General features: G+C 52.4%; 14 protein-coding genes, 2 tRNA genes and 1 pseudogene. 12 read left to right on the top strand and 5 right to left on the bottom strand.

What is annotated here, in order from left to right:
* Positions 1 to 4: 4 nt before the first annotated feature.
* From HMPREF9441_RS01275 to HMPREF9441_RS01265, 3 genes are all read right to left on the bottom strand, one after another.
* Positions 5 to 412, bottom strand: coding sequence for an HIT family protein (locus tag HMPREF9441_RS01275; protein ID WP_008617118.1), 408 nt, complete (start codon positions 410 to 412; stop codon positions 5 to 7).
* 5 nt (positions 413 to 417) lie between these two features.
* The gene (greA, locus tag HMPREF9441_RS01270; RefSeq protein WP_008617117.1) at positions 418 to 885 is read right to left on the bottom strand and encodes a transcription elongation factor GreA; all 468 of its coding nucleotides are present in this window, start codon (positions 883 to 885) and stop codon (positions 418 to 420) included.
* A gap of 180 nt (positions 886 to 1065) precedes the next feature.
* Positions 1066 to 2223: a TlpA disulfide reductase family protein gene (locus HMPREF9441_RS01265; RefSeq protein ID WP_008617116.1), complete on the bottom strand. Its 1158-nt coding sequence runs from the start codon at positions 2221 to 2223 to the stop codon at positions 1066 to 1068.
* Positions 2224 to 2408: 185 nt separating this feature from the next.
* Between HMPREF9441_RS01265 and pnp the strand changes: the two genes are divergently transcribed.
* Together pnp and HMPREF9441_RS01255 are read left to right on the top strand one after the other, a co-directional pair.
* Positions 2409 to 4637: a polyribonucleotide nucleotidyltransferase gene (gene pnp, locus HMPREF9441_RS01260; protein WP_008617115.1), complete on the top strand. Its 2229-nt coding sequence runs from the start codon at positions 2409 to 2411 to the stop codon at positions 4635 to 4637.
* A 165-nt stretch (positions 4638 to 4802) separates the two neighbouring features.
* Positions 4803 to 5414 (top strand): hypothetical protein, encoded by a 612-nt coding sequence (locus HMPREF9441_RS01255; RefSeq protein ID WP_008617107.1) that lies wholly within the window; start codon positions 4803 to 4805, stop codon positions 5412 to 5414.
* A 654-nt stretch (positions 5415 to 6068) separates the two neighbouring features.
* Here HMPREF9441_RS01255 and HMPREF9441_RS01245 read toward each other — a convergent pair.
* Together HMPREF9441_RS01245 and HMPREF9441_RS01240 are read right to left on the bottom strand one after the other, a co-directional pair.
* Positions 6069 to 6142 (bottom strand) — tRNA-Asn (locus tag HMPREF9441_RS01245).
* 22 nt (positions 6143 to 6164) lie between these two features.
* Positions 6165 to 6238 (bottom strand) — tRNA-Asn (locus tag HMPREF9441_RS01240).
* 164 nt (positions 6239 to 6402) lie between these two features.
* Here HMPREF9441_RS01240 and HMPREF9441_RS01235 point away from each other — a divergent pair.
* From HMPREF9441_RS01235 to HMPREF9441_RS01190, 10 genes and pseudogenes are all read left to right on the top strand, one after another.
* Positions 6403 to 8067, top strand: a complete 1665-nt coding sequence (locus HMPREF9441_RS01235) for a S41 family peptidase (RefSeq protein WP_008617103.1) — start codon at positions 6403 to 6405, stop codon at positions 8065 to 8067.
* The gene (locus HMPREF9441_RS01230; RefSeq protein ID WP_008617101.1) at positions 8064 to 8456 is read left to right on the top strand and encodes a hypothetical protein; all 393 of its coding nucleotides are present in this window, start codon (positions 8064 to 8066) and stop codon (positions 8454 to 8456) included. Before HMPREF9441_RS01235 ends, HMPREF9441_RS01230 begins: the two co-directional genes overlap by 4 nt.
* A gap of 136 nt (positions 8457 to 8592) precedes the next feature.
* Positions 8593 to 9060, top strand: coding sequence for a ribosome assembly cofactor RimP (rimP, locus tag HMPREF9441_RS01225; RefSeq protein WP_008617100.1), 468 nt, complete (start codon positions 8593 to 8595; stop codon positions 9058 to 9060).
* 1 nt (position 9061) lies between these two features.
* Positions 9062 to 10327 (top strand): transcription termination factor NusA, encoded by a 1266-nt coding sequence (gene nusA / locus HMPREF9441_RS01220; RefSeq protein ID WP_039864738.1) that lies wholly within the window; start codon positions 9062 to 9064, stop codon positions 10325 to 10327.
* 586 nt (positions 10328 to 10913) lie between these two features.
* Positions 10914 to 13136: pseudogene (gene infB, locus HMPREF9441_RS01215) on the top strand (translation initiation factor IF-2); the annotation flags it as partial.
* A 7-nt stretch (positions 13137 to 13143) separates the two neighbouring features.
* The gene (locus tag HMPREF9441_RS01210; protein ID WP_008617097.1) at positions 13144 to 13680 is read left to right on the top strand and encodes a CvpA family protein; all 537 of its coding nucleotides are present in this window, start codon (positions 13144 to 13146) and stop codon (positions 13678 to 13680) included.
* A 93-nt stretch (positions 13681 to 13773) separates the two neighbouring features.
* Entirely contained in the window at positions 13774 to 15297 is a 1524-nt protein-coding gene (gene sufB, locus HMPREF9441_RS01205; protein ID WP_008617096.1) for a Fe-S cluster assembly protein SufB, read from the top strand.
* A 22-nt stretch (positions 15298 to 15319) separates the two neighbouring features.
* Complete coding sequence (gene sufC / locus HMPREF9441_RS01200; RefSeq protein WP_008617095.1) at positions 15320 to 16075, top strand: Fe-S cluster assembly ATPase SufC; 756 nt, start codon at positions 15320 to 15322, stop codon at positions 16073 to 16075.
* A 14-nt stretch (positions 16076 to 16089) separates the two neighbouring features.
* Positions 16090 to 17433, top strand: a complete 1344-nt coding sequence (sufD, locus tag HMPREF9441_RS01195; RefSeq protein ID WP_008617094.1) for a Fe-S cluster assembly protein SufD — start codon at positions 16090 to 16092, stop codon at positions 17431 to 17433.
* Between the two features lie 7 nt (positions 17434 to 17440).
* Positions 17441 to 18655: an aminotransferase class V-fold PLP-dependent enzyme gene (locus tag HMPREF9441_RS01190; RefSeq protein WP_008617093.1), complete on the top strand. Its 1215-nt coding sequence runs from the start codon at positions 17441 to 17443 to the stop codon at positions 18653 to 18655.
* Positions 18656 to 18726: the final 71 nt, after the last annotated feature.

Raw genomic sequence — 18726 nt, 5'->3', positions numbered from 1 at the left:
TGTGTTATCGAATGTCTGCCGTGCAGTTATCCGAGATAGCTTTGGCAATAGCCTTGAATTCCTCATCCGTGAACGTCAGTTTAGGGTTGCTGAAAAGCATGTCCTTCTCGTTCTGCATGGGAATCAAGTGGATGTGCGCATGGGGTACTTCCAGTCCTAAAACGGCCAGTCCTACTTTGATGCAAGGAAAAGCCTTTTTGATAGCTGCTGCTACGTGCTTGGCAAAAACTTGTATCGCACCGATTTCTTCGTCTGACAGGTCGAAGATGTAATCCACTTCGCGTTTGGGAATGACCAAGGTATGACCTTTCACCAACGGATTGATGTCGAGGAAAGCATAGAAACGGTCGTTCTCCGCACATTTATAGCTCGGAATCTCTCCGGCTACGATTTTACTGAAGATGGTAGCCATGGCGATTATTCAAATGAGATGTTCGTGATTTCCAGTTGTACGGTGCCGTGCGGGATTTTGATTTCTGCCACATCGCCGACCTTTTTACCCAACAATCCCTGTGCAATAGGAGTCTGAACCGAGATTTTACCTTCTTTCAGGTTAGCTTCCGTTTCAGAAACGATGGTGTACGCCATCTTCATGTTGTTTTTTACATTTCTCATCTCCACTTTGGACAGAATCTGTACCGTGTCGGCTTTCAGTTTCGAAGTGTCGATGATTTTGGCATCGCCGATGACAGCCTTCAACTGGTTGATTTTCATTTCCAGCATCGCCTGGTGCTCTTTGGCTGCATCATATTCCGAGTTTTCGCTCAGATCACCTTTGTCACGCGCCTCTGCGATGGCTGCCGAGGCTGCCGGACGTTCTATGGTTTCCATTTCTTTGAGTTGGGCCACCAGTTTGTCGTAGCCCTCTTGTGACATATAAGCCATAATTATTCCTCCTAATTATATTTATGCGTTTTTACTTGAAAAGATAAAAACAAAAGAATTCCGGCTTTAATCAGCCGGAACCCTTTTGCCTTTTCCTTTAATGATTCGATGCAAAGTTAAGCTTTAAATTCTGAATCACAAAGATTTTTGCATTTTTTCTGTTTTATGTCTTTTATTCAACTATTTGCCGCATAGTTCACGTATGGCCTTTTCCAGATCGTCTATTTGCTCGTCCCGCGCCACAAGGTCGCCGTGGCGGTTGATGAGGAAGTAGGTAGGAAGGCGGCGTACGAGATAAGAACCCAAATAGCCGGAGGCTTCTCCGCGGCTCTCATAGACGCAAGTCCAGGGCAGATGTTCGCATGCCGTTTTCCAATAATGTTCATCAGGGTCGATGGATACCTGGTAAATGTCGAAGCCCAAAGAGGAATACTTGTCATACAATCCCCTCATCTGCATGATACGTTCTTGTGAAGAAGGAAGGGAGTAGGCTGTGAAGTCCAGCAGTACGACCTTGTTTCTGATGTCGGAAAGCTTGCGGTTTTTGCCGTGTATGTCCGGCAATTCTATGTCGATGATACCGGCTGCGGATATCTTGCCCGGGTCGATGTCTTCCAATGATACGGGAGTGGGGCGTTTGGTGTTCTTCATACCTTGTATGGCAATGTTATGCAAGTTTTCCGTGCGGCTGGTGCCCGGATAGTTCGCATCCCATGCCGTGGCCACGGCTCCCACGAACTTGATATCGTCCGGATTGCTTATCGGATTGAAGATGAGGCTTCCGTTTACGGTCTGGAACAGGGCGAAATAGGCTGGAGCAGAGGCCGGATTTTCCATGATATAGTGCATCTTCATCTCATTCTTATAAAGGTTTATTTTTTCATGTACGAGGCGTTCCTGTTCCCCCAACGTCAGGGCTTTGTCGTTCGCGATGTCCTTAATGGTTTGTTGTAAGGCGATAAGTTTGTTGTTGATTTCTTTAAGGGTCTGGCAATTCCCGGAACCTTCCACTTCATAGTCGGTGCCCATGTCGGGAAGTTCGGCTTCCACGTGTATGGTCTCCGTAGAGTCTACGGACAAGTTGACGATCTGCCGGTCGATACGCAGGCGGTAAAATTCCGGATTGAACGGACGCATGCCCTGAAAGCAGAATTGGCCGTCTTCGTCCAGACGGGTAGAGTCGAGTGCTTCTATCCCGTTCAAGGTGACGGCTTCGAAGTAGAGCGTCTTGCCGTCGGCCTCGGCAATCCGTCCGTTGATTTCAAACTGCTCTCCCTTGTCCTTACAAGCCGTGGCCAGCATCGTGAGGGCGGCCATGGCACATATCATTTTTTTCATCTCGGCATCATGTGTTTACAAACTGTTTACAAAGATAAGGGCTTTCAGCTTTCACCGGAGGAATAAACCATAGTTTTTTCATAAAAAAGACGGATTGTGCGATTTTTTATAGGGTTAAAATCTGATTTATCAATATTTATGCGTACATTTGCCCGATTTATTGATGAAACATTTTAAGAAACCAAATGAACGTAATTAAGAAAACAGTCGAATTGCCTGATGGAAGAACCATCAGCATCGAGACCGGGAAATTGGCCAAACAAGCCGATGGAGCCGTTATGCTCACGATGGGCAACACGATGCTCTTGGCCACTGTCTGTGCCGCCAAAGATGCCGTTCCCGGAACAGATTTTATGCCTTTGCAGGTGGAGTATAGAGAGAAATTCGCCGCTGCCGGCCGTTTCCCCGGAGGTTTTACCAAGCGTGAGGGTAAAGCGTCTGACTATGAGATTCTGACCTGCCGTCTGGTGGACCGCGCGTTGCGCCCCTTGTTCCCCAGCAACTATCACGCAGAAGTTTATGTGAATGTGATTTTGTATTCTGCCGATGGCGTGGACATGCCGGATGCATTGGCCGGTTTTGCCGCATCCGCTGCATTGGCAGTTTCCGATATACCGTTTGAAGGCCCGATTTCCGAGGTGCGCGTAGCCCGTGTGAATGGCGAATATGTGGTCAATCCCACTTTCGCCCAGTTGGAGCAGGCCGACATGGACATCATGGTGGGCGCTACGGAAGAGAACATCATGATGGTGGAAGGCGAGATGAAGGAAGTGACCGAACAGGATTTGCTCAACGCTCTGAAGGTGGCTCATGAGGCCATCAAACCGATGTGCCGTCTCCAGAAAGAGTTGGAGAAAGAAGCCGGTAAGGAAGTGAAGCGGGAGTATTGCCATGAGGTGAACGATGAAGACTTGCGCGAAGAAGTGAAGAAAGCTTGTTACGATGCGGCTTACCGTATCGCTCAGGAAGGCAACCGCGACAAGCATGCGCGTGAGGATGCTTTCATGGAGATCCGCGAAAACTTCAAACTGTCGTATGCTGAAGCACACGCCGATTTGTCGGAAGACGAACTGGCAGAAAAGAATGCGTTGATCGACCGTTACTACCACGATGTGGAGCGCGATGCCATGCGTCGTTGCGTGTTGGACGAAGGCAAGCGTCTCGACGGGCGTGCCACTACGGACATCCGTCCCATCTGGTGCGAAGTAAGCCCGCTGCCCGGTCCTCATGGATCGGCCATCTTTACGCGTGGCGAGACTCAGTCGCTCTCTACCTGTACGCTCGGTACGAAGTTGGACGAGAAGATTATCGACGAAGTGCTCGACCAAAGCAAGATGCGTTTCTTGTTGCATTATAACTTCCCGCCGTTCTCCACGGGAGAGGCTAAGGCACAACGCGGCGTGGGCCGTCGTGAAATAGGTCACGGCCATTTGGCATGGCGCGGTCTGAAAGGCCAGATTCCCACAGACTTCCCCTATACGGTGCGCGTCGTTTCCGATATTCTGGAATCCAACGGTTCTTCTTCCATGGCTACGGTTTGTGCCGGAACGTTGGCACTGATGGATGCCGGTGTGCCGATGAAGAAGCCTGTCAGCGGTATTGCCATGGGGCTGATTAAAAACCCGGGTGAAGAGAAATACGCCGTGTTGTCCGACATCTTAGGTGACGAAGACCATTTGGGCGATATGGATTTCAAGACGACCGGTACAATCGATGGTCTGACTGCCACTCAGATGGATATCAAGTGCGACGGTTTGAGTTATGAGATTCTGGAGAAGGCGTTGATGCAGGCGAAAGCCGGACGTGAACACATCTTGGGCAAGCTGACCGAATGTATGCCGGCTCCTCGTGCCGAGTTGAAGCCGCACGTTCCTCGTATCGTTCAGATTACGATACCGAAAGAGTTCATCGGTGCTGTCATCGGCCCGGGCGGAAAGATTATCCAGGGTATTCAAGAGGAAACCGGTGCTGTCATTACCATCGAGGAGACAGACGGCGTAGGTGTCGTACAAGTGAGCGGCGCAAATAAGGACGTGATAGACGCAGCTTTGGGTAAAATCAAGTCTATCGTGGCTGTGCCCGAAGTCGGTGAGGTGTATGACGGTGTGATTCGCAGCGTGATGCCTTACGGTGCATTCGTGGAATTCATGCCGGGTCGCGACGGTTTGCTTCATATTTCCGAAATCGACTGGAAGCGTTTGGAAACGGTGGAAGAAGCCGGTCTGAAAGAAGGTGACCACATTCAGGTGAAACTGGTGGATATCGACCAGAAGACAGGCAAATTCAAGTTGTCTCGTCGCGTGTTGCTCGAAAAGCCGGAAGGTTACGTAGAGCGTCCTGCCCGTCGCGAGCGTCCCGAAAGAGGTGAGCGTCGCGAACGTCGTCCGCGCAATGACGAACAGAGGGGAGAATAAATTGTTTCATCAACGAAAATGATAACGAAAGGCTGTCTGCTATCCTGCGGACAGCTTTTTTTTGTTTGTAGCCACTTATACATTTCTTTTCAAATTTATGGGAAAATATTTGGTTATTTATAAGAAATGCGTCATATTTGCAAGGTGACATCAAAAAGACATGCCATGAAGGTGAATAGTGTACAAAGTCTTTTAGGAATATGGGTGGCTGTGTTAGGGCTGAGTTCATGTGCCGCAAGTCGGCGAGGAGCGTATGATGTACGTCCGGAGAACCGTGCTGCGTTGTCCCAGGAACGCAAGGCTTCTCCCCATTACAGGATGGACAACGAACATACGTTTCCTGTCTACAAAGACCCTTATACAGTGAAATCACCGGAAGGGTTGATGCTTTTCGATCGGTGGTATTATGAACTTTACCGTGCGAAGGAAGCGACTTATGTCACGGCTACGTACCGTTGCCCTGAGAGTTGGTGGTTTTTCCATGTCAATTCAAGGTGTGCCATTATAGACAACAAGACAGGTGACCGTTACATGTTGCGCGAAGTGGAGTATTATCCTACGGACACATGTTTTTGGATAAAGGACTGTCAGGACAGGTTCGTCCGTTTCGTTATGGTTTTCCCGCCGCTTCCTAAGAAAGTGAAGACTGTGGACTTTTTCATACCCTCCAGTGCGTTGCGCTTTAATTTCGATGGATCGGAAAAGCGTGAGTCCGGCTTGCGGGTGGAAGATTTACGACCTAAACACCGGATACCTCAAGGCGAGGTTATCCGCTGATCCCGGTTCGGCGTGGGATGTGGGGGTGGTTTCCGGTTTCGGGGGCTGCCCCCTAATTTTTGCCGTTATTGGGATTTCCAGTTTACAAACTGTCAAACCGAATGTCTGAAGCGGAAAGCAAATAGCGTGGCGGAAGTCGTTTTTGTTTTATTCTTTTTAACCCTTTGTGGAGCAGTCGGTCGTTTTTTTACTTTCCTTAAGCCAAATGGCGTTTCAATCTCAGCCGAATGATTTTTCGTTTGGAGCAGAAAACATTTTTTTTGTCCGCACGTCGTCCGGACACTCTCCTCTCGTGGGTTGAAAATGTTCCTGAAAACGGTGTGGCGATGCGCTTCCGAGGCTCGTTTTTACTCTATTTGGGTCGTTTCATTGGCCTAAAAAGGATTGGCAGATTGTCCTGTGAATCTTGTTTTATGCTTACATTCCCTCTTTTGTATCTGCGGATGCCGTGCCCTTTCGTTGTGTTTTGTGAAAGGCAGAAGTCTTGGACGGTTGACAGATTGTTCATTCTCCAATTAGCGAGAATCGCATATTTCCTTGTGCTTCCGGTTTGAGGAATAAATAAGGGATTCTTGTAGGGGATGATTTGACGTTTTGTCATACTGTTGTGGTGGATAAAAACAAAAAAGGAGACTATAAAGTCTCCTCTTTTTGCGCTTCAGGATGGGCTTGAACCAACGACCCCCTGATTAACAGTCAGGTGCTCTAACCAACTGAGCTACTGAAGCAGGTGCAATTGTGGGGATTGGGCGCTTCAGGATGGGCTTGAACCAACGACCCCCTGATTAACAGTCAGGTGCTCTAACCAACTGAGCTACTGAAGCAGTTTGGGGCGTTCCCCTCAATTGCGATGCAAAAGTAGCGGATATTTTTGAAATATGCAATTTATTGGTGAAAAAAATGACTTTAAAATGAAAAAATCATAAGCCGAAGGAATACTTGTCTCCATATTTTGCCACCGTATGGTTGAAATGATTAAATTTGCGGTATGAAAAAGATATTCTTAGCTGCGGGGCTGTGCTGCATGTCGGCCATTCCCGTGTCCGCCCAGAAGGACAGTAACCATAACTTCGAGATTTCAAAAAATCTGGAAATCTTTAATGACATTTATAAGCAACTGGATATGTTCTACGTCGATTCCTTGTCGGCCGATACGGTGATAGAGTGGGGAATAGATGCCATGTTGCGGCAGGTGGATCCTTTTACCGTGTATTATCCGGAAGAAGGAATGGATGAGCTGAAAGAGATGACTACCGGGAAATATGCCGGAATCGGGGCGGTGATCCGGTTCTATAAGAAAGAAGACCGGGTGATGGTTATTGAACCCCAGGAAGACAGCCCGGCCATAGAAGCCGGAGTGAAAGGAGGCGACTTGATTCTGTCCATCGACGGAAAGGACATGAAAGGAAAGAGCACGCAGGAAGTAAGCGAAAACTTGCGGGGCGATGCGGGTACGACTTTTGAACTGACCGTGAAGCGTGCCGGAGTGGAACATCCTTTGTCGTTCAAGATTACACGCCGGAATATCGCGATGCCTCCCGTGCCTTATTACGGAATGGTGGCAGACGGTATCGGTTATATTTATTTCGAACGTTTTGTCGACGGTTGTTCGCGCGATGTCCGCCGGGCCGTGGTCGATTTGAAGGAGCAGGGTGCCAAGGCGTTGGTGATAGACATGCGTGGCAATCCGGGCGGCCCGTTGAGCGAGGCCGTAGAGGTGACGAACCTTTTTGTGCCCCGCGGGCAGAAGGTCGTGTACACGAAAGGCAAGCTGGCTTCGGTCAATTCGGAACATTACACGAAGAAAGAACCCTTGGACGTGGATATTCCGGTGGCTGTGTTGGTGGACGGTTCTACGGCATCCTCGGCCGAAATCGTTTCCGGAGCGTGGCAGGATTGGGACCGTGCGGTGATAGTCGGTGAGCGTACTTACGGTAAGGGGTTGGTACAGATGATTCGTGAAGTGCCTTATCACGGAAGTCTGAAGGTGACGACGAGCCGCTATTATATTCCCAGCGGACGCTGTATCCAGGCGTATGACTACCGTCATTTGAATCCGGACGGCTCTGCGAAGACTTTGCCGGACAGCCTGACGAAAGCGTTCAAGACGGCCGGTGGCCGTGAGGTTCGCGACGGTGGCGGCATTAAGCCGGACGTGGTGATTACGCCGGACAGTCTTCCGTCCATCGTTTATGACATAGCCACTTCCGACGTGTTGCTGGACTACGTCAACCATTATGTGCAGACGCACGCCACCATTGCACCGGCCGGGGATTTTTCCTTGACGGATGCGGACTATGCTGATTTTGTGAAGATGGTGGAGGAGAGTGATTTTACTTATAAGCGTCGTACGGAGGAAATGATGAAATTGCTGGAGCGGACAGCTCGCTTCGAGGGATGCTATGAGGGAGCCAAGCCGGAGTTTGAGGCATTGGCTGCAAAGATGAAGGGCGGCGTGGCTGCCGATTTGGAGCTTCCGAAAAACAAGGAGGAAATCAAGTCGGTATTGGAAAGTGATATCGTAGCCCGTTATTATTTCAGGCGCGGGGTGGTCCAACAGCAATTGAAAGCGGATAAGGATTTGAAAACCGCTTTAGAGATTTTGACGGATACGGAACGCTATGAAAGTTTGCTTAAACCGGTGAAAAAATGAAAAAGAAAAGGGCGAATCCCAACAAGGGCATCATGTTCGGTATCATGGCTATGGCCATAGTCGTGTTGGCGGTTGTCGTGTTCTTCTGGATGTGGTGTTTCCCTGACGGGACGCATGGAACGGAAGAGGCGCAGACGGAGTATCGGATATCGTTGGATGAAGGTTTCCGGGGCGATAGTGTGCAGCTTCAAATCAATGACAGCGTGGTGTTTAGCCGAAGGGTGGCCGCAGATTCATTGGAAGTCGTTGTGGCGGTACCCGATGAAGAGAATTTATTGATGGTGGTACGCCCGGAGGCAGATGCAGTCAGTTCGTTCGAATTGCCTTCGGAAGGCGGGCGTGTCGTGTTGCGAAACCATGACGAAACGGTGTCTATGGAAGCCTTTTGAACCGGATTTTCTCAAATGATATAAAATAACTGTTTGAAAGCTTGGCGGATTGATGCTTTTTGCCTACTTTTGCAGTTGTATGATGAAGTGAGGGGCTTGACAAGGCTCCTCACTTTGCATTTAATAGTGTAATCGCATGATAGAAAAGAGCATTGTAAAAGGGTTAGTGGAAGAATGGCTGGAGGGCCGGGATTACTTTCTGGTGGACGTGAGCGTGAGCGCGGACGACCGTATCGTGGTGGAGATAGACCACGCCGAAGGGGTATGGATAGAAGACTGCGTGGAGCTGAGCCGTTTCATCGAGAGCCGCCTGAGCCGTGAGGAAGAGGACTATGAACTTGAAGTGGGCAGTGCCGGTATCGGACAGCCGTTCAAGGTCCTGCAGCAATACGTGAACCATGTGGGGAGCGAGGTGGACGTGCTCACAGCCGACGGGCGCAAGCTCCACGGGGTGTTGACGGCCGCCGGCCCGGAGGATTTCGAGGTGACGATGAAGGTCAAGAAGAAGCTGGAGGGGGAGAAGCGTCCCCGCCTGGTGGACGAAGCGGTTACACTACGGTATACGGAAGTAAAGTACACGAAGTATTCAATAAGTTTTAAATAGAATCATGGCAAAGAAAGCAGAAACCATCAGTTTGATTGATACATTTGCAGAGTTTAAAGAGACGAAGAACATCGACCGCGCCACGTTGGTGAGCGTGTTGGAGGAGAGTTTCCGTAGCGTCATCGCCAAGCTCTTCGGCTCGGACGACAACTACGACGTGATCGTGAATCCGGACAAGGGCGATTTTGAAATTTACCGCAATCGTACGGTCGTGGCCGACGGGGAGGTGAAGGATGATAACCGGGAGATTTCCCTTACGGAAGCACGCCGGATTGACGAGGATTATGAAGTGGGCGAAGAGGTGAGCGAGAATGTGGACTTTGCCAAGTTCGGCCGCCGCGCCATCCTGACCCTGCGCCAGACGCTGGCCAGCAAGATTCTGGAGCTGGAGCACGACAGCTTATATAATAAGTATAAGGACCGTGTGGGCGAGATCGTGAGCGCGGAGGTATATCAGATATGGAAAAAAGAGATGCTTTGCGTGGACGACGAGGGCAACGAACTGATATTGCCCAAGACGGAACAGATACCTTCCGACTTTTACCGCAAGGGCGAGGCCGTGCGTGCCGTGGTGGCCCGCGTGGACAATACGAACAACAATCCCAAGATTATCCTGAGCCGTACCTCTCCCGTCTTCCTGCAACGTTTGCTGGAAGCCGAGGTGCCGGAAATACATGACGGCCTGATCACGGTACGCAAGATTGCACGCATGCCGGGAGAACGTGCCAAGATAGCCGTGGAGAGCTATGACGACCGCATCGACCCGGTGGGAGCCTGCGTGGGCGTGAAGGGAAGCCGTGTGCACGGCATCGTGCGTGAGTTGCGCGGTGAGAACATCGACGTGATCAACTACACGCAGAACATCTCGCTGTTCATTACCCGTGCGTTGAGCCCGGCCGCGGTGAACAGCGTGCGTATCCACGAAGAGGAGCACAAGGCGGAAGTCTACCTGAATCCCGACCAGGTTTCGCTGGCCATCGGAAAGAGCGGATTGAACATCAAACTGGCCAGTATGCTGACGGAATATACCATAGACGTGTTCCGTGAAATAGAGGGAGCCGAAGGAGAAGGTGACGACATCTATCTGGACGAGTTCGTGGGCGACATCGACCAGTGGATTATAGACGCGCTGAAAAGTATCGGTATGGAAACGGCAAAAGACGTATTGAATGCGCCGCGTGAAATGTTGGTATCCCGTGCCGATCTGGAGGAAGAGACCGTGGACGAGGTATTGAGAATCTTAGGAGAAGAATTTGAGGAAGAATAAGTAACGTATGAGTATAAGACTAAATAAAGTAACCAAAGAATGTAATGTAGGGCTGCAGACAGCCGTCGAGTTCCTGCAGAAAAAGGGTTTCAGCGACGTGGAAGCCAATCCCAACACCAAAATCTCTGACGAACAGTATCAGATGTTGGTGGCCGAGTTCAAGAAGGACAAGGGATTGAGGGACGATGCTGCTGTCATCAGCCGTAAGCGGCAACACAAAGAAAAGAAAGCGACCATCGCGCTTCCCGAAGAGAAGCCGGTGGAGATCAAGACCGCGACCGAGGCCAAACTCGGAAAGGGGCCGAAAGTCGTAGGACGCATCGACTTGGATAATCTGAGGGCGCGGGGTCCGGTTGCGGCTCCGGAGAAAAAGGAGACTCCGGCTCCCGCCCGTCCGGCTGAGGTGAAGGCGGAGGCTCCCGTAGCGGAACCGGCTCCGAAACAGGAGGAGAAGCCTCAGGCAGAGACGGAGACCCCCGTGAGCCAGAAGGAGGTACGCCTGCAGGAGAAGAGCAAAGCCATCGGTACGGAAACGGACGGTGTGTTCCGTCTGAACCATACGGCGCAGGCTGCTCCCCAGCTCAAGGTGAAGGGACATATAGATTTGGCGGCTTTGAACCAGTCTACCCGTCCTAAGAAAAAGACGAAGGAAGAGAAACGCAAGGAGCGCGAAGAAAAGAACCGCCAGGCAGGCGGAGACCGTTCGCGCCAGGGCGGAACGGGGCAGAATGCGTCCGAAGGCAAGAAGAAACGTGTCCGTATCGGCAAGGAACGTGTGGATGTGAATGCCGTAGCGGGCCAGCAGAATGGGAAGAAACGGGATAATGCTCCCGGGGCCAACCAGCAGGGTGGCGGTAAACATAATAAGAACAAGAACCGCCAGCAGCCAGTCATCAAGGCAGAGGTTTCTGACGAGGACGTAGCTAAGCAGGTAAAAGAGACGTTGGCCCGTCTGACGAACAAGAGCAAAGCCGGAAAGGGCGCCAAATATCGTAAGGAAAAACGGGAGAATGCCCGTGCCTCCATGGAAGAGCAGCTCGAAGAACAGGCAGCAGAAAGCAAGGTGTTGAAACTTACCGAATTCGTTACCGCGAACGAATTGGCCGTGATGATGGATGTGCCGGTCACTCAGGTTATCAGTACGTGTATGAGTATCGGCATCATGGTCTCTATCAACCAACGCCTGGATGCCGAGACCATCAATCTGGTGGCCGAAGAGTTCGGTTTCAAGACGGAGTATGTCAGTGCGGAAGTTTCCGAAGCGGTGAATGAGGAGGAAGACGATGAGGAAGATTTGGTACCGCGCGCGCCGATTGTGACCGTCATGGGGCATGTCGACCATGGTAAGACCTCTTTGCTCGATTATATACGCAAGACGAACGTGATTGCCGGAGAAGCCGGAGGTATCACGCAACATATCGGTGCCTATAACGTGACGCTGGAAAGCGGGCGCCATATCACCTTCTTGGATACTCCGGGGCACGAGGCGTTTACGGCCATGCGTGCCCGTGGCGCACAAGTGACGGATATTGCCATTATCATTATTGCGGCGGACGACGACATCATGCCGCAGACGAAGGAGGCTATCAATCATGCCATGGCGGCGGGCGTGCCTATCGTGTTTGCCATCAACAAGGTGGATAAGCCGGCAGCCAATCCCGATAAGATCAAAGAAGGATTGGCGGCCATGAATTTCCTGGTGGAAGACTGGGGCGGCAAATACCAAAGCCAGGACATATCTGCCAAGAAAGGCATCGGTGTGGAAGAGTTGCTGGAGAAGGTATTGCTTGAGGCCGAGATGCTCGACTTGAAAGCCAATCCGAACCGTAAGGCAACCGGTTCCATCATCGAGTCTTCTTTGGATAAGGGACGCGGTTACGTGGCTACGGTATTGGTGTCGAACGGAACGTTGCATGTAGGCGACATCGTGTTGGCCGGTACGAACTACGGTCGTGTGAAGGCCATGTTCAATGAGCGTAACCAGCGTGTGAAAGAAATCGGCCCGGCTCAGGCAGCTACGATTCTGGGCCTGAACGGTGCACCGACAGCCGGTGATACGTTCCATGTGATGGATACGGAACAAGAGGCCCGCGAAATCACGAACAAGCGCGAGCAGTTGCAGCGTGAGCAAGGTCTGCGTACGCAGAAGATTCTGACCCTCGACGAGGTGGGCCGCCGTATCGCTTTGGGTGGTTTCCAAGAGTTGAACGTCATCGTGAAGGGAGACGTGGACGGTTCCATCGAAGCCTTGAGCGATTCTTTGATCAAGTTGTCTACGGAAAAGATAGCCGTGAATGTGATTCACAAAGGCGTGGGACAAATTTCCGAGAGCGACGTGGCTCTGGCTGCGGCTTCAGAGGCCATTATTATCGGTTTCCAGGTACGTCCTTCGGCTTCGGCTCGCAAAATGGCCGAACAGCAAGGTGTCGACATTCGCCTTTATTCTATCATTTATGACGCGATAGAGGAGGTGAAGTCTGCCATGGAAGGCATGTTGGCTCCCGAAGTGAAGGAAGAAGTGACGGCTACTATCGAAGTGCGCATGGTTTACCATATCAGCAAGGTGGGTACGGTAGCCGGTGCATACGTGGTCGACGGCAAAGTGCAGCGTAGCAACAAGGCTCGTGTGATTCGCGATGGTATCGTGGTACACACCGGACAAATCAATGCCCTGAAACGTTTCAAGGATGATGTGAAAGAGGTGGGTACGAACTTCGAGTGCGGTATCAGTCTGGTGAACTACAACGATTTGCGCGAAGGCGACATGATTGAAACCTATCAAGAGGTGGAGGTCAAGGCCAAGCTGTAAAAAGGTGATGAATGCGCTGGATATTCTGATTCTGGCCGTGGTCTTAGTGGGCTTTGTCAAGGGACTGATGTGCGGTTTTTTTCGTCAGGTCGTCTCCATTGTGGGGTTTTTAGCGGGGCTGTGGGTGGCCTTCATGCTTTATTCCGCGTTGGGCGATTGGATAGCTCCCTATATAGGAAGCGACGTATCCGTAGGACGGGCGTTGGCATTCATTCTTTTGTGGATCGGTGTTCCGGTCGGGCTGTCGCTGTTGGCGTATATGCTGACTAAAGCTGTGGAAACCGTGAAATTAGGAGGGTTGAACCGTTTGGGGGGAGCTTTGTTGGGCGGATTGAAATACATGGTGTTTCTGAGTTGTGCGTTGAATGTCGCGTTCAGGATACATCTGATTTCCGGCTCGACGGGCGAGCATTCCCGTCTGTATCATCCGGTCCGTGCCATGTCCGATAAGCTGTTCGACGTGTGCAAGACGCATGTGGTCAGGGTTGTGGAAGATGCGGCTTCACCGGCCTGCGGGCAAGACCCGAAAAAGCAGTTAAGGTAGCTATTACCTTATTACATAATACGATGAAGGACAGGAATGCGGTCATAAGGTGTACTTATGGAGCATTCCTCTCTTTGGCTATAAGTGAGAGATATGAAAGAAATGTATAAAAAAGAAGAAGATAAGAGAAGTGGGGACGTTCCTAAGGACGGACAAGGGCCGAACGAAGGGAAAAATCAGTTTGTCCGTGAGGTGGCGCATAAGAAATATGAGTACGGTTTCAGTACCGATGTGCAGACCGAAATCATAGAGCGTGGCCTGAACGAGGATGTGGTGCGTCTCATTTCGTCCAAAAAGGAAGAACCGGAATGGTTGCTTGAGTTCCGTTTGCAGGCTTTCCGTTATTGGCAGACGCAGAAACAGCCGTCGTGGGCGCACTTGAAGATGCCGGAGATAGATTACCAGGCCATTTCCTACTATGCCGACCCGACGAAAGGCATGAAGAAGGACGGGCCGAAGTCTCTGGACGAGATAGACCCCGAGTTGATGAAAACCTTCGACAAGCTCGGAATCCCGTTGGAGGAACGTCTGGCACTGAGCGGTACGGCGGTGGATGCCGTGATGGACTCTGTGTCCGTGAAGACCACCTTTAAGGAAAAACTTTCGGAGCGTGGCATCATATTCTGTTCCATCAGCGAAGCCGTGCGTGAGTACCCGGATTTGGTAAAGCAATATTTAGGTTCGGTAGTCCCTTATCGTGACAACTATTTCGCGGCGTTGAATTCCGCAGTGTTTAGTGACGGCTCCTTTGTCTATATTCCCAAAGGCGTGCGTTGCCCGATGGAACTTTCCACCTATTTCCGAATCAACGCGCGGAATACGGGACAATTCGAACGTACGCTCATCGTGTGCGACGACGGGGGCTATGTGTCCTATCTGGAAGGTTGTACGGCACCGATGCGCGACGAGAACCAGTTGCATGCAGCCATTGTGGAAATCGTGGTGAACGAAAACGCAGAGGTGAAGTACAGTACGGTACAAAACTGGTATCCGGGCGATGCCGAAGGGCGCGGCGGCGTGCTGAACTTAGTGACGAAGCGAGGGCACCTGCGCGGGGCGAACAGCAAGCTTTCGTGGACGCAGGTGGAGACCGGTTCTGCCATTACCTGGAAATATCCCAGTTGCATCTTGAGCGGAGACCATTCCCAAGCTGAGTTCTACAGTGTGGCTGTGACCAACAATTACCAACAGGCCGATACGGGCACAAAGATGATTCACTTGGGGCGCGACACGAAGAGTACGATTATCAGTAAAGGAATATCGGCCGGCAAAAGCCAGAATTCCTATCGTGGGTTGGTGCGTGTGGCGCCGAAAGCCAATGGGGCACGCAATTATAGCTCGTGCGACTCTCTGTTGTTAGGCAGCGAATGTGGGGCGCATACTTTCCCCTATATGGACGTACGTAATGAGACGGCCATCGTGGAGCACGAAGCCACCACGTCGAAGATTTCGGAAGAACAGTTGTTCTATTGCAACCAGCGCGGCATTCCCACCGAGGAGGCCGTGGGACTGATTGTGAACGGTTATGCCAAGGATGTAATCAACAAACTGCCGATGGAGTTTGCCGTAGAGGCGCAGAAACTCCTGAATGTGTCATTGGAAGGCACGGTAGGATAGACAAACTTAAAAGACAGACATTATGTTAGAGATAAAAGATTTGCATGCCAGTATCAATGGCAAAGAGATATTGAAGGGTATCAACCTGACGGTAAATCCGGGGGAAATACATGCCCTGATGGGGCAGAACGGAGCCGGAAAGAGTACGTTGAGCAATGTATTGGTGGGAAATCCCGCATACGAGGTGACGAGTGGCAGCGTGACGTTCAATGGCAAGGACTTGTTGGCCATGAAACCGGAAGAACGGGCGCACGAAGGACTCTTCCTGTCCTTCCAACAGCCGGTGGAGATTCCCGGTGTGTCGATGGTCAACTTCATGCGTGCGGCCATCAATGGCAAGCGCAAGTATCACGGGATGGAACCGATGAGCGCGGGAGATTTCCTGAAGATGATGCGCGAGAAGCGAAAGGTCGTGGAACTGGACAGCAAGCTGGCCAACCGTTCCGTCAACGAAGGGTTCAGCGGCGGGGAGAAGAAGCGTAATGAGATATTCCAGATGGCCATGCTCGAACCCAAGTTGAGCATCCTCGACGAGACGGATTCCGGACTGGATGTGGATGCCTTGCGCATCGTGGCCGAAGGTTTCAACAAATTGCGCACGCCGGAAACTTCGGCTTTGGTCATCACCCATTACCAACGTTTGCTGGACTACCTCAAGCCGGATGTGGTGCACGTGCTGCTCGGCGGGCGTATCGTGAAAAGCGGAGGCCCGGAACTGGCCGTGGAGATAGAAAACAAGGGTTTCGATTGGATCAAGGCCGAAACTTCGGCCGTTTAAAAACTTGAGAGGCAATGAATAGCGAACAACAATACATAGATATTTTCACAGGATGCCGGGAAATGCTCGACAGCCATAGTGCAGGGGCGATGAACGCCTTGCGCGACAAGGCTTTTGAGGATTTCACCCGCCAGGGTTTCCCTACGCAGAAAGTGGAACGCTATAAATATACGGACGTGCCGGCGGCCTTTGCGCCGGACTACGGGCTGAACCTGAACCGGGTAGAGTTTTCCGTCAATCCTTACGAGGCCTTCCGGTGCGACGTGCCGAACCTGAGCACTTCGCTTTATTTTGTGGTGAACGACGCTTTTTACCGGAAGTCGCTGCCGGCCGCCGCGTTGCCCGAAGGCGTGGTGGTATGCTCCCTGAAGCAGGCGGCCGAGGATTATCCCGACCGGGTGTCGGCCTGCTACGGCAAACTGGCCCGTACGGAGAAAGACGCGATTAATGCGCTGAACACGATGTTGGTGCAAGACGGACTCTTCATTTACGTGCCGCGTGGCGTGGTGGTGGAACGTACGTTGCAGGTGGTGAACATCCTGCGTTCTGACGTGGACCTGATGGCCAACCGCCGCGTATTGGTCGTATTGGAAGAAAACGCGCAGGCGCGGTTGCTTTTCTGCGACCATGCGATGGACGACCGCAATTTCCTGACCACCCAGGTGGTGGAAGTCTTTGCGGCAGAAAACGCCCGTCTGGAGTTGTATGAATTGGAGGAGACACACGTGAAGAACCGGCGTTTCAGCAACATGTATGTGCGGCAGCAGCGCGGCAGCGTGGTGAACCTCTACAACATTACGTTGCACAACGGTCAGACGCGCAACCGTACCGATTTGGTGTTGGACGGCGAAGGAGCCGAGTCGAACCTCTACGGTTGCGTGATAGCCGACAAGGAGCAGCGCGTGGACAACAACACCCTGATAGACCACCGTGCCGAGCATTGTGTCAGCAACCAGTTGTATAAATATGTGATGGACGAGCGTTCCGTAGGCGCCTTTGCCGGACGGATTCTGGTACGGCAGGGCGCGCAGCATACGATTTCGAACGAACGCAACGCCAACCTCTGTGCCACCAAGGAAGCCCGCATGTACAGCCAACCCATGTTGGAGATTTATGCCGACGACGTGAAGTGCAGCCACGGTTCCACGGTGGGACAGCTTAATGAACAGGCCCTGTTCTACATGCAGCAGCGCGGCATCAGCCGCGAAGAGGCACAGATGTTGCTCAAGTTCGCTTTTGCGGGCGAAGTCATCGACGCCATCTCCTTGGAGGCCTTGCGCGACCGCCTGCACCATTTGGTGGAGAAGCGTTTCCGTGGCGAGTTGAGCCGTTGTTCGGGATGCAAACTATGTAAATAAGAGAAAGATGTACGACATACAAGAGATACGGAAAGACTTCCCCATCCTGGGACGCGAGGTCTACGGTCGTCCGTTGGTCTATCTGGACAACGGGGCCACGACGCAGAAGCCCCGCTGCGTGGTGGAAGCCATGACGGACGAATACTACAACGTGAACGCCAACGTGCACCGGGGCGTGCACTTCCTTTCGCAGCAGGCCACGGAGCTGCACGAGGCGGCCCGCGAGACGGTGCGCCGCTTCCTGAATGCCCGCTCGCCGGCCGAGATAGTGTTCACGCGCGGCACGACGGAGAGCATCAACCTTGTGGCTTCCTGCTTCGGCGAGGCCTTCATGCGCGAGGGCGACGAAGTCATCCTCAGCGAGATGGAGCACCACTCCAACATCGTGAGCTGGCAACTCCTACAGGCGCGCAAGGGCATCAAGTTGCGGGTGGTTCCGATAAACGACCGTGGCGAACTGATGCTGGACGAATACGAACGGCTCTTCAACGACCGCACGCGCATCGTCAGCGTGACGCACGTGAGCAACGTGCTGGGCACGGTCAACCCCGTGCGCCGGATGATTGACATCGCCCATGCCCACGGCGTGCCCGTATTGGTGGACGGTGCGCAGAGCACTCCACATTTTGCAGTAGACATGCAGTCGCTCGATGCGGATTTCTTTGCCTTCAGCGGACATAAGATTTACGGCCCCACGGGCGTGGGCGTGCTTTATGGCAAAGAGACGTGGCTCGACCGGCTGCCGCCTTATATGGGAGGCGGCGAGATGATCCGGCACGTCACTTTCGGGCATACCACCTTCAACGGACTGCCGTTCAAGTTCGAGGCCGGCACGCCCGACTACGTGGCCACCACGGGGCTGGCGCGCGCCCTCGATTACGTTTCCGCCTTGGGCATGGACAACATCTATTCGCACGAGCAGGAACTGACCCGTTATGCACTGGAGCGCATGCGCCGGATTCCCGGCATGCGCATATTGGGCCAGGCCGGGGAGCGGGATGCCGTCATCTCCTTCCTGGTGGGCGGCATCCACCACCTGGACATGGGCACGCTGCTCGACCGCCTGGGCATCGCCGTGCGCACGGGCCACCACTGCGCCGAGCCGCTGATGCGCCGCCTGGGCGTGGAGGGCACGGTGCGCGCCTCCTTCGCCCTCTACAACACCCGCTCCGAGGTGGACGCGCTGGTGGAAGGGATAGAGCGGGTGGCTAAAATGTTCTGAGCTTCCCTCTTTAATTATACATCCGTGCCCCGAGGACAGGTTGCAATGCCAAGTCTTCGGGGCACGGATGG

Source organism: Paraprevotella clara YIT 11840, assembly GCF_000233955.1.
Taxonomy (GTDB): domain Bacteria; phylum Bacteroidota; class Bacteroidia; order Bacteroidales; family Bacteroidaceae; genus Paraprevotella; species Paraprevotella clara.
This window is presented reverse-complemented; position numbering and strand designations above follow the sequence as displayed.

Coding starts and splice junctions, on each gene's coding strand:
- HMPREF9441_RS01275 (WP_008617118.1), bottom strand. CDS start 412: ATGGCTACCATCTTCAGTAAAATCGTAGCCGGAGAGATTCCGAGCTAT.
- greA (WP_008617117.1), bottom strand. CDS start 885: ATGGCTTATATGTCACAAGAGGGCTACGACAAACTGGTGGCCCAACTC.
- HMPREF9441_RS01265 (WP_008617116.1), bottom strand. CDS start 2,223: ATGAAAAAAATGATATGTGCCATGGCCGCCCTCACGATGCTGGCCACG.
- pnp (WP_008617115.1), top strand. CDS start 2,409: ATGAACGTAATTAAGAAAACAGTCGAATTGCCTGATGGAAGAACCATC.
- HMPREF9441_RS01255 (WP_008617107.1), top strand. CDS start 4,803: ATGAAGGTGAATAGTGTACAAAGTCTTTTAGGAATATGGGTGGCTGTG.
- HMPREF9441_RS01235 (WP_008617103.1), top strand. CDS start 6,403: ATGAAAAAGATATTCTTAGCTGCGGGGCTGTGCTGCATGTCGGCCATT.
- HMPREF9441_RS01230 (WP_008617101.1), top strand. CDS start 8,064: ATGAAAAAGAAAAGGGCGAATCCCAACAAGGGCATCATGTTCGGTATC.
- rimP (WP_008617100.1), top strand. CDS start 8,593: ATGATAGAAAAGAGCATTGTAAAAGGGTTAGTGGAAGAATGGCTGGAG.
- HMPREF9441_RS01210 (WP_008617097.1), top strand. CDS start 13,144: ATGAATGCGCTGGATATTCTGATTCTGGCCGTGGTCTTAGTGGGCTTT.
- sufB (WP_008617096.1), top strand. CDS start 13,774: ATGAAAGAAATGTATAAAAAAGAAGAAGATAAGAGAAGTGGGGACGTT.
- sufC (WP_008617095.1), top strand. CDS start 15,320: ATGTTAGAGATAAAAGATTTGCATGCCAGTATCAATGGCAAAGAGATA.
- sufD (WP_008617094.1), top strand. CDS start 16,090: ATGAATAGCGAACAACAATACATAGATATTTTCACAGGATGCCGGGAA.
- HMPREF9441_RS01190 (WP_008617093.1), top strand. CDS start 17,441: ATGTACGACATACAAGAGATACGGAAAGACTTCCCCATCCTGGGACGC.